The 10382-nt window shown below is 68.2% G+C and carries 20 protein-coding genes; all 20 read right to left on the reverse strand.

What is annotated here, in order from left to right:
- Window positions 1–3: 3 nt before the first annotated feature.
- Window positions 4–357, reverse strand: a complete 354-nt coding sequence (rplR, locus tag ABYE80_RS11160) for a 50S ribosomal protein L18 (RefSeq protein WP_372790352.1) — start codon at window positions 355–357, stop codon at window positions 4–6.
- Complete coding sequence (gene rplF / locus ABYE80_RS11165) at window positions 354–887, reverse strand: 50S ribosomal protein L6 (RefSeq protein WP_372790353.1); 534 nt, start codon at window positions 885–887, stop codon at window positions 354–356. Before rplF ends, rplR begins: the two co-directional genes overlap by 4 nt.
- Window positions 888–892: 5 nt before the next feature.
- Window positions 893–1300 (reverse strand): 30S ribosomal protein S8, encoded by a 408-nt coding sequence (gene rpsH, locus ABYE80_RS11170; protein ID WP_372790354.1) that lies wholly within the window; start codon window positions 1298–1300, stop codon window positions 893–895.
- Between the two features lie 11 nt (window positions 1301–1311).
- On the reverse strand, window positions 1312–1497 hold the full coding sequence (locus ABYE80_RS11175; RefSeq protein ID WP_372790355.1) for a type Z 30S ribosomal protein S14: 186 nt from the start codon (window positions 1495–1497) through the stop codon (window positions 1312–1314).
- 5 nt (window positions 1498–1502) lie between these two features.
- Window positions 1503–2096 carry a 50S ribosomal protein L5 gene (gene rplE / locus ABYE80_RS11180; protein WP_372790356.1) on the reverse strand — a complete coding sequence of 198 codons (594 nt, stop codon included), beginning with the start codon at window positions 2094–2096 and terminating at the stop codon, window positions 1503–1505.
- A 13-nt stretch (window positions 2097–2109) separates the two neighbouring features.
- A complete protein-coding gene (gene rplX / locus ABYE80_RS11185; protein ID WP_372790357.1) occupies window positions 2110–2436 on the reverse strand; it encodes a 50S ribosomal protein L24 in 327 nt (108 codons plus the stop codon).
- A 1-nt stretch (window position 2437) separates the two neighbouring features.
- Window positions 2438–2806, reverse strand: a complete 369-nt coding sequence (gene rplN, locus ABYE80_RS11190) for a 50S ribosomal protein L14 (protein WP_372790358.1) — start codon at window positions 2804–2806, stop codon at window positions 2438–2440.
- Window positions 2803–3024 carry a 30S ribosomal protein S17 gene (gene rpsQ / locus ABYE80_RS11195; RefSeq protein WP_372790370.1) on the reverse strand — a complete coding sequence of 74 codons (222 nt, stop codon included), beginning with the start codon at window positions 3022–3024 and terminating at the stop codon, window positions 2803–2805. The genes rplN and rpsQ overlap by 4 nt, the downstream gene beginning before the upstream one ends.
- 451 nt (window positions 3025–3475) lie before the next feature.
- Entirely contained in the window at window positions 3476–3679 is a 204-nt protein-coding gene (gene rpmC, locus ABYE80_RS11200) for a 50S ribosomal protein L29 (RefSeq protein ID WP_372790359.1), read from the reverse strand.
- A gap of 2 nt (window positions 3680–3681) precedes the next feature.
- The gene (gene rplP, locus ABYE80_RS11205; protein WP_372790360.1) at window positions 3682–4095 is read right to left on the reverse strand and encodes a 50S ribosomal protein L16; all 414 of its coding nucleotides are present in this window, start codon (window positions 4093–4095) and stop codon (window positions 3682–3684) included.
- Complete coding sequence (rpsC, locus tag ABYE80_RS11210) at window positions 4096–5010, reverse strand: 30S ribosomal protein S3 (protein WP_372790361.1); 915 nt, start codon at window positions 5008–5010, stop codon at window positions 4096–4098.
- 3 nt (window positions 5011–5013) lie between these two features.
- A complete protein-coding gene (rplV, locus tag ABYE80_RS11215) occupies window positions 5014–5382 on the reverse strand; it encodes a 50S ribosomal protein L22 (RefSeq protein ID WP_372790371.1) in 369 nt (122 codons plus the stop codon).
- Between the two features lie 277 nt (window positions 5383–5659).
- Window positions 5660–5932, reverse strand: coding sequence for a 30S ribosomal protein S19 (gene rpsS, locus ABYE80_RS11220; protein ID WP_372790362.1), 273 nt, complete (start codon window positions 5930–5932; stop codon window positions 5660–5662).
- A gap of 2 nt (window positions 5933–5934) precedes the next feature.
- Complete coding sequence (rplB, locus tag ABYE80_RS11225; RefSeq protein WP_372790363.1) at window positions 5935–6777, reverse strand: 50S ribosomal protein L2; 843 nt, start codon at window positions 6775–6777, stop codon at window positions 5935–5937.
- Window positions 6778–6782: 5 nt separating this feature from the next.
- Window positions 6783–7082, reverse strand: a complete 300-nt coding sequence (rplW, locus tag ABYE80_RS11230; protein WP_372790364.1) for a 50S ribosomal protein L23 — start codon at window positions 7080–7082, stop codon at window positions 6783–6785.
- 3 nt (window positions 7083–7085) lie between these two features.
- A complete protein-coding gene (rplD, locus tag ABYE80_RS11235) occupies window positions 7086–7748 on the reverse strand; it encodes a 50S ribosomal protein L4 (RefSeq protein WP_372790365.1) in 663 nt (220 codons plus the stop codon).
- Window positions 7741–8358, reverse strand: coding sequence for a 50S ribosomal protein L3 (gene rplC, locus ABYE80_RS11240; protein ID WP_372790366.1), 618 nt, complete (start codon window positions 8356–8358; stop codon window positions 7741–7743). The genes rplD and rplC overlap by 8 nt, the downstream gene beginning before the upstream one ends.
- 2 nt (window positions 8359–8360) lie before the next feature.
- A complete protein-coding gene (gene rpsJ, locus ABYE80_RS11245; RefSeq protein ID WP_372790367.1) occupies window positions 8361–8687 on the reverse strand; it encodes a 30S ribosomal protein S10 in 327 nt (108 codons plus the stop codon).
- A gap of 199 nt (window positions 8688–8886) precedes the next feature.
- Window positions 8887–10071, reverse strand: a complete 1185-nt coding sequence (gene tuf, locus ABYE80_RS11250; RefSeq protein ID WP_372790368.1) for an elongation factor Tu — start codon at window positions 10069–10071, stop codon at window positions 8887–8889.
- A 101-nt stretch (window positions 10072–10172) separates the two neighbouring features.
- The coding region (locus ABYE80_RS11255) for a hypothetical protein (RefSeq protein ID WP_372790369.1) at window positions 10173–10382 on the reverse strand (210 nt) is incomplete at its 5' end.

Below are 10382 nucleotides of genomic sequence, written 5' to 3' on the forward strand. Positions count from 1 at the left end.
CCGTTAGACGGTCAGCCCACCCTCGCGAACGCCCTCTGCGAACGCCTTGACGTTTCCGTGGAACTGGTAGCCGCCGCGATCGAACACGGCGGTCTCGACGCCCTTCGCCTTGGCCCGCTCGGCGAGGAGCTTGCCGGCCTTTTCGGCCTGCTCCTTCGGGGCGAGCCCGCGCAGGTCGGCCTCGGTCCAGGCGACCGCGGCCAGCGTGTGCCCGGCGAGGTCGTCGACGAGCTGCGCCGCGATGCCGCGGTTGGACCGGAACACCGAGATGCGCGGACGCTCCGCGGTGCCCGACACCTTCGCGCGGACGCGACGACGCCGCTTGAGGCGGGACTGCTGCTTGGTCTTGACGCTCATGCGCGCTTACCAACCTTCCGGGCGACGTACTCGCCCTCGTAACGGATGCCCTTGCCCTTGTAGGGCTCCGGCGGACGCTGCTTGCGGATGTAGGCAGCGGTCTCGCCGACGAGCTGCTTGTCGATGCCGCGCACGATGACGCGGGTGGGCTGCGGAACCTCGAACTCGATCCCGGCGGGGGCCGGGACGGAGACGGGGTGCGAGTAGCCGAGGGCCAGCTCGAGGTCCTTGCCCTTGAGCACGGCGCGGTAGCCGACGCCCTGGATCTCGAGGGTCTTCTGGAAGCCGTCGGTGACGCCCTCCACCATGTTGGCGACCAGGGAGCGGGTCAGCCCGTGCAGGGCACGGTGCTCACCGCGATCCGTGGGACGCGTGACGAGGAGCTCCTCGCCCTCCTGCGCGACGGTCATGTCGCGGTGGATGCGCTCCTGGAGCTCGCCCTTGGGGCCGTTGACGGTGACCAGCTCAGGCTGGATACCGACGGTGACACCGGCGGGGACGGGGATGGGCTTGCGGCCGATACGGGACATGCTGCCTACCAGACGTACGCGACAACCTCGCCGCCGACGCCCGCTTTGCGCGCGTCGTGACCGGTCATCACGCCCTTGGACGTGGACACGATCGCGGTACCCAGGCCACCCTGCACCTTGGGGATGTCCGCGTTCCCGACGTAGTTGCGCTGCCCTGGACGCGAGATCCGGCGGATCCCGCTGATGGCGCTGCGACGATCGTCGGAGTACTTGAGGTCGATCTGGATGAGCTCGGCCGGGTGGGAAGCGCTCGGGGCCTCGACGGTCCAGCCGTCGATGTAGCCCTGCTCCTTCAGGACGCGAGCCATCTCCTTCTTGAGCTTGCTGGCCGGGATGTCCACCGTCTCGTGCGACGCGTTGATCGCGTTGCGGATACGGGTGAGGAAATCGGCGACGGGGTCGGTCATCGACATACGATCAGCACCTACCAGCTGCTCTTGGTCATGCCGGGGATGTAGCCGTTGTGCGCGAGTTCGCGCAGGCAGATGCGGCACACGCCGAACTTGCGATAGACGGAGCGCGCACGACCGCAGCGGCGGCAGCGCGTGTACTCACGAGTGCTGTACTTCTGCGGGCGCGACTGGCGCACACGCTGGGACGTCTTGGCCATGTGCGTCAGGCCTCCTCGGTGTTGGGGACGTAGGGGTTGTTCTCCTTCGAGAACGGCATGCCGAAGGCCTCGAGCAGGGCGTAGGCCTCTTCGTCGGTCTTGGCGGTCGTCGTGAACGTGATGTCCAGACCACGCACCTGGTCGACCGCGTCGTAGTCGATCTCCGGGAAGATGATCTGCTCCTTGACGCCCATGGAGTAGTTCCCCATGCCGTCGAAGGACTTCGCCTTGAGGCCGCGGAAGTCGCGGACGCGCGGCAGCGCGATGGTCGTCAGGCGATCGATGAACTCGTAGGCGCGCGCGCCGCGCAGCGTGACGCTGGCGCCGACGGGCATCTCCTCGCGGAGCTTGAACGCGGCGATGGACTTGCGGGCGCGGCGGACGTTCGGCTTCTGGCCGGCGATCGTGCCGAGCTGCTCCATGGCCTGCTCGAAGACCTTCGAGTCCTGCTTGTGCTCGCCGAGCCCCATGTTGAGGGTCACCTTGACGAGCTTCGGAGCCTGCATCGACGACGAGTACCCGAAGCGCTCGATGAGCGCGGGCTTGATCTCGTCCTCGTAGCGGACCTTGAGGCGGGCGGGTGTCGTTGTGGCGGTCATTCGTCTGTCCGGACTAGTCGAGCTTCGTGCCCGAAGACTTGGTCACGCGGTTGCGCACGCCGTTCTCACGGCTCACGCCGACGCGCGTCGGCTTCTTGGTCTTGGGGTCGAGCAGCATCACGTTGGAGATGTGGATCGGGCCTTCCTTCTCGACGACGCCTCCGGCGGCCTTGACCGGGTCCATGGACTGCATCGGGCGCTGGTGGCGCTTCACGATGTTCAGACCCTCGACGTAGACGCGGTCCTTGTCGCGGTCCACCTTCAAGACCTTGCCGGTCTTGGAGCGGTCCTTGCCGGAGATGACGACGACCTCGTCGCCCTGGCGGATCTTCGTAGGCATGCTAGAGCACCTCCGGCGCGAGCGACACGATCTTCATGAAGTTCCGGTCGCGCAACTCGCGCGCCACCGGGCCGAAGATGCGCGTGCCGCGCGGGTTGTTCTGCGCGTCGATGATGACGGCGGCGTTCTCGTCGAACGCGATGTACGTCCCGTCGTCACGGCCGAAGCTCTTCTTCGTGCGCACGACGACGGCCTTGACGACCTCGCCCTTCTTGACGGTGCCCTGAGGGGTGGCCGCCTTGACGGTCGCGGTGATGATGTCCCCCACGCCGGCGTAGCGACGGCGGGAGCCGCCCTGCACGCGGATGCAGAGGATCTCGCGGGCGCCGGTGTTGTCGGCGACCTTGAGTCGGGTCTCGTTCTGGATCACTTGGCACGCTCCAGGATCTCGATCAGGCGCCAGCGCTTCGTGCGCGAGAGCGGGCGGGCCTCCACGACGCGGACGGTGTCCCCGGCGTTGGCGTCGTTGCTCTCGTCGTGCGCGTGCAGCTTGATCGACGAGCGGACGATCTTCTGGTACTTGCGGTGACGGCGGGCGCTGTCGACGCGGACCACGATGGTCTTGTCGGCCTTGGCCGACACGACCACGCCCTGACGAACCTTGGGACGGCCTGGGCCGTGCTCCTTCGGCGGGGTCTCGACGGCGGGCTGGTCCGCCTTGGCGGCCTTGGCCTTCTCGCGCTCCTGGAGGCGGCGGCGGCTGCGGGCCTTGGCCTTCTCCTTACGCAGCGCGGCGCGCTCCTCCGGCGTGGAGGGGCGGCGCTGACCACGGCGGGCGCGGGAAGCGAGCTTGCGCTCCTTCGGCGTCAGCTGCGCGACCGGCTCGGCCTTCGGCGCGGCCGGGGCAGCCTCCTCGGCGGCCGGAGCCTCGTCGGCCTCGGGCGCAGCCTCGGCCTCAGCGGCCTCAGGTGCGGCCTCGGCCTCAGGGGCCTCAGGCGCAGCAGCCTCGGCCTCGGGGGCCTCAGGCGCAGCGGCCTCGGGCGCCTCGGCGGCCGGGGTCTCTTCAGTTGTCTCGGGAGTCTCGTCGTCAGCCATCTTCTTACGCCTTGTCGATGTCGATGCCGCGCTCGCGGGCGACGGTCAGCGCGCGTGCGATCTCGCGCTTCGTGTTCTTGAGACCAGAGGTGTTCTCCAGCTCGCCCGTGGCGTGCTGGAAGCGCAGTCCGAACAGCTCCTTGCGCTGGCTCTGGATGTGCTTCACGAGGTCCTTGTCCTCGAGATCACGCATGCCCTTCGCATCCATGGTCACGCCTCCTCTCGCAGGACGACCTTGGTCTTGACCGGGAGCTTGCGACCGGCGAGGCGCATCGCCTCGCGGGCAAGGTCCTCGGGAACGCCGGCGAGCTCGAACATCACCCGGCCGGGCTTGACCACGGCGACCCAGCCCTCGGGCGAGCCCTTACCGGATCCCATGCGGGTCTCGGCGGGCTTCTTGGTGAAGCTCTTGTCCGGGAAGACGTTGATCCAGACCTTGCCGCCACGCTTGATCTTGCGGGTCATCGCGATACGCGCGGCCTCGATCTGGCGGTTCGTGATCCAGCCGGCCTCGAGGGACTTGAGGCCGTACTCGCCGAACTGCACGGTCGTCTGACCGCGGGACAGGCCGCGACGGCGACCACGGTGCACCTTGCGGTGCTTGATGCGCTTGGGGGCAAGCATCTATCGACCTCCCTGCGGGCCACGCCCGCCGCCGCCGGATCCGCCTCGACCGCCGCCACCGCGACCGCCGCCGAAGCCGCCACCCTGGCCACCTCGACCGCCGCCACCGCGACCGCCGCCGAAGCCGCCGGGACCGCCGCCCTGGCCGCCCTGACCGCCCTGACCGCCGCGACCACCACGGCCACGTCCGCGGCCACGACCGTCACGGTCGCTGCGTCCGCGACCATCGCGGTCGTCCTGGCGCTGGGCCGGTCCGTCGAGGTCCGTGAGGTCGACCCCGGTGAAGCCCTCGGGCATGATCTCGCCCTTGTTGATCCAGCACTTCACACCGATGCGGCCGAACGTCGTGACGGCCTCGTAGAAGCCGTAGTCGATGTCCGCGCGCATGGTGTGCAGCGGGACGCGACCGTCCGAGTAGGACTCGGTACGGGCCATCTCGGCACCGCCGAGGCGGCCGGAGACCTGGACCTTGCAGCCCTTGGCACCGGACCGCATCGCGCTGGTGAGCGCGCGCTTCATCGCACGCCGGAACGCCACGCGGTTGCGGAGCTGCTCGGCGATCGACTGCGCCACGAGGTTGGCGTCCAGCTCCGGGCGCTTGATCTCGAGGATGTTGACCTTGACCTGCTTCTGCGTGATCCGGTGAAGATCCTTGCGCAGCGCGTCGACCTCGCTCCCGGACTTGCCGATCACGATGCCGGGACGCGCGGTGTTGATGTTCACCTCGACCTCGTTGGCGTCCTTGCGGATCGTGATGTGCGAGAGGCCAGCGTGGGAGAGCTTGCCAACGATGTGCTTACGGATCGCGACGTCCTCGGCGAGGTAGTCCGCGAAGTGCTTCTCGTTGAACCAGTTGCTCTTCCAGTCGTGGATGTACCCCACGCGCATGGACTCGGGATGGACCTTCTGTCCCATGGTCTACTGCTCCTTCGGGGTCAGCGCGATCGAGAGGTGACTCGTGCGCTTCCGGATCTGGGTCGCGCGTCCCATGGCTCGGGGACGGAACCGCTTGAGGGTGGGGCCTTCGTCGGCGTAGACGGCGTGGATCTTGAGGTCCTCGCCGATCAGCTCGTGGTTGTGCTCCGCGTTGGCGACGGCGGACTCGAGCAGCTTGCTCCAGTCCTCGGCGACCTGGCGGTTGGCGTGCGCGAGGATCGCGCGCGCCTCCTCGACGGACTTGCCGCGGATGTGATCGCACACGAGCCGCGCCTTCCGGGCGGACGTGCGGACGTAGCGGGCCTGGGCGCGGACGAGCTGGACGTCGCCCTCGGTCGGCGCGGGCTTCACGGTCCTGGGCTTGGCGGGCGCCTCGGGCTGCTTGGAGGCAGCGGGCTTCGCCGGCTCCTCGTCCGGGGTCTCCTCGGCCTCGGCCACAGGCTCCTCGTCGGCCTCGGCCACAGGCTCCTCGTCCGGGGTCTCGTCGGCCTCGGCCACCGGCTCCTCGGCGGGCGCCTCGGCAGCCTCGTCCGTGACGGACTCCGTGGACTGCGTCTCGGACTCCTCAACCTCGGCGGCCGCGGTCTCCTCGACGTCGTCGGGCTTCTCGGTCTCGTCGATCATCGGATCAGCGCACCTTTCCCGAGCCGGCGTGGCCGCGATACGTGCGGGTGGGCGCGAACTCGCCGAGCTTGTGCCCGACCATCGATTCGCTGATGAACACCGGCACGTGCTTCTTCCCGTCGTGCACGGCGATCGTGTGACCGACCATGTCGGGGAAGATCGTCGAGGACCGCGACCAGGTCTTGATCATGGTCTTCTTGGTGCCCTCGTTCATCTTGTCGACGCGCGCCATGAGGCGCTCCTCGACGAACGGGCCCTTCTTGCTGGAGCGAGACATGTCTAGCGCTTGCCCTTCCCACGGCGACGGCCGCGCACGATGTAGCGGTCGGACGCCTTGTTCTTCTTACGGGTGCGGTACCCGAGCGTGGGAACACCCCACGGGGTCACCGGGTGACGACCGGGGGTCGTCGAGCCCTCGCCACCACCGTGCGGGTGGTCGACGGGGTTCATGGCGGTACCACGCGTCTGCGGGCGGACGCCCAGGTGACGCTTGCGGCCGGCCTTGCCGATCTTGACGTTCTGGTGGTCGGAGTTGCCGATCACGCCGACGGTGGCGCGGCACTCCGCACGCACCTGCCGCATCTCGCCCGAGGGCAGGCGCAGCGTGGCGAGATCGCCCTCCTTCGCCATGAGCTGGACCGAGGTCCCCGCCGAGCGACCGAGCTGACCGCCGCGACCGGGCTGCAGCTCGACGTTGTGCACGACGGTGCCGGTCGGCATGGCCGAGAGCGGCAGGCAGTTGCCGACCGCGATGTCGGCCTCGGGACCGGACACGACCGTCATCCCGACCTGCAGCTTCGCGGGGGCGAGGATGTAGGCCTTCACACCGTCCACGTAGTGGAGCAGCGCGATGTAGCTCGTGCGGTTGGGGTCGTACTCGATCGCGGCGACCTTCGCCGGGATGCCGTCACGCCGGCGCTTGAAGTCGATCTTGCGGTACAGGCGCTTGGCTCCGCCACCGCGGTGACGAGCGGTCTTGCGACCGTTGGAGTTGCGGCCACCGGACTTCTTGAGGCCCTCGACGAGGGTCTTCTCCGGCTCGGTCTTGGTGATCTCCGAGAAGTCGGCGTACGTGACGAATCGGAGGCCGGGGCTGGTCGGCTTGGGTTTGCGGACGGGCATTCAGCTCACCCCTCCAGGCCCTGGAGGCCCTGGAAGATCGGGATGGAGTCCCCGGGGCGCACCTGCACGACGGCCTTCTTCCAGGACCGCGTGCGACCGCGCGAGATGCCGCGACGCTTGGGCTTGGACTTCACGCTCATCGTGTGCACGCTGACCACCTTGACCTCGAACAGCTGCTCGATGGCCTGCTTGATCTGCGTCTTGTGCGCGTCCTCGTGGACACGGAAGGTGTACTTGTCCGCCGAGGCGAGCACGTAGCTCTTCTCGCTCACGACGGGACGGATGATGACCTGGCTCGGGTCCATGACCTAGGCCTCCTCAGTGGTCTCGGAACCGGCGGCGACCTTCTCGCCCTTGGCCCGCGAGGTCAGCGCGTCGAGCGCTCCCTCGGTGACCAGCAGCGAAGCGGCGCCGACGAGGTCGGCGATGCCGACCGCTGACGCGGCGATGACCGACACGCGCGGAAGGTTGCGGAACGACAGCGACGCCCGCTCCTCCGTGTCCGCGAGGACGATCAGGACCGACCCGCGCTTGCCGTCCTTCAGCCACCCGTCGAGCAGGGCCACGGCGGCCTTGGTCGAGGGGGTGTCGAACTGGGCGGGATCGAAGACGGCGAGCGAACCGCGCTCGGCGTGCACCGAGAGGATGCTGCGAAGCGCGGCGCGCTTCTCCTTGCGGTTCACCTTGAACGTGTAGTGGCGCGGGCTGGGTCCGAAGACCGTGCCGCCCCCGGTCCAGATCGGGCTGCGGCTGGAACCCGCGCGAGCACGGCCGGTCCCCTTCTGGCGCCAGGGCTTCGCGCCACCGCCGCGGACGTTCCCGCGGGTCTTGGTGGCAGCGGTGCCCTGACGGCGGGCGTTGAGCTCGGCTCGGACGGACTCGTGGACGAGCGGGCCGTTGAACGGCGCCGCGAACGCGGTCTCGTCGAGTTCGACGGTCTTGGTGCCGCCGAGGATGGGGGCGCTAGGCATCGGTACGAACCTCCACGACACCGTTGCGAGGGCCGGGCACGGAGCCGCGGACCATCAGCAGGTTCTGGCCAGCGTCGATCTTGATGATCTCGAGGCCCTTCTGGGTGACGCGCTTGTTGCCCATCTGGCCGGGGCCGCGGATGCCCTTCATCACGCGAGCCGGCCAGGCGGAGGCGCCGATGGATCCGGGGGCACGCACGTTGTGCGAGCCGTGCGACTTGGGGCCGCTGGCGAACCCGTGGCGCTTGATCGTGCCCTGGAAGCCCTTGCCCTTCGACGTGCCGCTGATCTTGACCTGGTCGCCGACCTCGAAGGTCTCGACGGTCACGGTCTCGCCGATCTGCAGCTCGCCGGCCTCGTCGCGGAACTCCACGAGGTGACGGTGCGCGGACGTGCCGGCCTTCTTGAGGTGGCCGAGCTCGGGCTTGGTGAGGTGCTTCTCCTTCGTCGCGCCGAACGCGAGCTGCACGGCCTCGTAGCCGTCCTGGTCGACCGTGCGGATGCCCGTCACGGGGCACGGGCCGGCCTCGAGCACGGTGACGCGCTCGACGCGTCCGTCCTCCAGGAACAGCTGGGTCATGCCCAGCTTCTTGGCAAGAATCGCGGGCATGGCTAGCCGACCAGCTTGATCTCGATGTCGACGCCCGCCGGAAGGTGGTCGAGCCGCTGGAGCGAGTCGACCGTCTTCGGCGTCGGCTGATGGATGTCGATCAGCCGCTTGTGGGTGCGGATCTCGAAGTGCTCGCGGGAGTCCTTGTCCTTGAAGGGCGAGCGGATCACGCAGTAGACGTTCTTCTCCGTGGGAAGCGGCACGGGACCGGTGACGCTCGCGCCGGTGCGCGTCGCCGTCTCGACGATCTCCTTCGCCGCGGACTCGATGGCCTGATGGTCATAGGCCTTGAGTCGGATACGGATTTTGTTCTGAGTGGCAGTAGCCATGGGAGCTCTTTCTTGGGTCCTGCAGCGATTCCGTCTGACGTCCGGTGTACTTCTTCTGCTTGGGCGCTTGCGCGCTGAGGGCGGATCCCGTTCACGACCGGGTTCCGCCCGAGTCCTGCGACCTGCTGTTTCCTGCGTCACGCGCCAGAGGCGGGGCCGTGGGCCAGCCCACGCCTCCGTCGCGATCAGTACTGCGGTGCTACTCGATGACCTCGGTGACGACACCCGAGCCGACGGTGCGTCCACCCTCACGGATGGCGAAGCGCAGGCCCGGATCCATGGCGATCGGCTGGATGAGCTCGATCTCCATCTGGACGTTGTCGCCCGGCATGACCATCTCGGTCCCCTCGGGGAGGTTCGCGACGCCGGTCACATCGGTGGTGCGGAAGTAGAACTGGGGCCGGTAGCCGGTGAAGAACGGCGTGTGACGGCCACCCTCCTCCTTCTTCAGGACGTAGACCTCGGCCTTGTACTTGGTGTGCGGGTTGATCGAGCCGGGCTTGCACAGCACCTGGCCGCGCTCGATCTCCTCGCGCTTCGTACCACGGAGCAGGCAGCCGACGTTCTCGCCCGCGCGACCCTCGTCGAGGATCTTGCGGAACATCTCGACGCCGGTGACGACCGACTTCGAGGACTCGCGGATACCCACGATCTCGATCTCGTCGCCGGTCTTGACGATGCCCTGCTCGATGCGGCCCGTGGCGACGGTGCCGCGACCCGTGATCGAGAAGACGTCCTCGACCGGCATCAGGAACGGCTTGTCGAGGTCACGGACCGGCTCCGGGATGTAGGTGTCCAGGTGGCCGGCCAGCTCGAGGATCGCGTCCTTGTACTTCTGGTCGCCCTCGAGGGCGCCGGTCGCCGAACCCTGGACGAACGGGATGTCGTCGCCCGGGAAGTCGTACTCGGAGAGGAGGTCGCGAACCTCGACCTCGACGAGCTCGAGGAGCTCCTCGTCGTCGACCATGTCGACCTTGTTGAGGAACACCACGATGTACGGGACGCCGACCTGACGGGCGAGCAGGATGTGCTCACGCGTCTGCGGCATCGGGCCGTCCGCAGCCGAGACGACGAGGATCGCGCCGTCCATCTGGGCCGCGCCGGTGATCATGTTCTTGACGTAGTCCGCGTGACCGGGGCAGTCGACGTGGGCGTAGTGCCGCGACTCCGTCTGGTACTCGACGTGAGAGGTCGCGATCGTGATGCCGCGCTCCTTCTCCTCGGGAGCGTTGTCGATCTCGGCGAACGACTTCGCCTCGCCGCCCATCGCCTCGGCGAGCACGGTCGTGATCGCAGCGGTCAGCGTCGTCTTGCCATGGTCGATGTGACCGATGGTCCCGACGTTGACGTGCGGCTTGTCGCGCTCGAACTTCTCCTTGGCCATCTACGTTCGCTCCTCGTTGAATCTTCTTCTGGGGTCGGCCCGCCGACGCTTCAGCGAACCAGGGAAAGCTATCTCAGAACTGCGTTTCGTGCGGTCCGGGGTCAGGCCGCGCTGGGGGCGCCGTTCCGAGCCTCGGCGATCTTCTCACCGATGCTCGGCGGCACCTCCTCGTACTTCTCGAACTGCATGGTCGAGGACGCACGGCCCTGCGTGTTGGAACGCAGGTCGGTGACGTACCCGAACATCTCCGACAGCGGCACGTACGCCGTCACGGCCAGGGCGTTACCGCGGGGCTCCTGCCCCTCGACGCG

Origin of the sequence: Paraconexibacter sp. (genome assembly GCF_041602235.1) — a bacterium.
In the GTDB taxonomy this organism is placed as follows: Bacteria; Actinomycetota; Thermoleophilia; order Solirubrobacterales; family Solirubrobacteraceae; genus Paraconexibacter.

Bases quoted from the DNA above. Each gene is read 5' to 3' on its own strand.
- rplR (WP_372790352.1), bottom strand. From the start codon at position 357: ATGAGCGTCAAGACCAAGCAGCAGTCCCGCCTCAAGCGGCGTCGTCGC.
- rpsJ (WP_372790367.1), bottom strand. From the start codon at position 8,687: ATGGCTACTGCCACTCAGAACAAAATCCGTATCCGACTCAAGGCCTAT.
- tuf (WP_372790368.1), bottom strand. From the start codon at position 10,071: ATGGCCAAGGAGAAGTTCGAGCGCGACAAGCCGCACGTCAACGTCGGG.
- rpsC (WP_372790361.1), bottom strand. From the start codon at position 5,010: ATGGGACAGAAGGTCCATCCCGAGTCCATGCGCGTGGGGTACATCCAC.
- rpmC (WP_372790359.1), bottom strand. From the start codon at position 3,679: ATGGATGCGAAGGGCATGCGTGATCTCGAGGACAAGGACCTCGTGAAG.
- rplC (WP_372790366.1), bottom strand. From the start codon at position 8,358: ATGCCCGCGATTCTTGCCAAGAAGCTGGGCATGACCCAGCTGTTCCTG.
- rplB (WP_372790363.1), bottom strand. From the start codon at position 6,777: ATGCCCGTCCGCAAACCCAAGCCGACCAGCCCCGGCCTCCGATTCGTC.
- rplE (WP_372790356.1), bottom strand. From the start codon at position 2,096: ATGACCGCCACAACGACACCCGCCCGCCTCAAGGTCCGCTACGAGGAC.
- rpsS (WP_372790362.1), bottom strand. From the start codon at position 5,932: ATGTCTCGCTCCAGCAAGAAGGGCCCGTTCGTCGAGGAGCGCCTCATG.
- ABYE80_RS11175 (WP_372790355.1), bottom strand. From the start codon at position 1,497: ATGGCCAAGACGTCCCAGCGTGTGCGCCAGTCGCGCCCGCAGAAGTAC.
- rplP (WP_372790360.1), bottom strand. From the start codon at position 4,095: ATGCTTGCCCCCAAGCGCATCAAGCACCGCAAGGTGCACCGTGGTCGC.
- rplX (WP_372790357.1), bottom strand. From the start codon at position 2,436: ATGCCTACGAAGATCCGCCAGGGCGACGAGGTCGTCGTCATCTCCGGC.
- rpsH (WP_372790354.1), bottom strand. From the start codon at position 1,300: ATGTCGATGACCGACCCCGTCGCCGATTTCCTCACCCGTATCCGCAAC.
- rplW (WP_372790364.1), bottom strand. From the start codon at position 7,082: ATGGACCCGAGCCAGGTCATCATCCGTCCCGTCGTGAGCGAGAAGAGC.
- rplF (WP_372790353.1), bottom strand. From the start codon at position 887: ATGTCCCGTATCGGCCGCAAGCCCATCCCCGTCCCCGCCGGTGTCACC.
- rplD (WP_372790365.1), bottom strand. From the start codon at position 7,748: ATGCCTAGCGCCCCCATCCTCGGCGGCACCAAGACCGTCGAACTCGAC.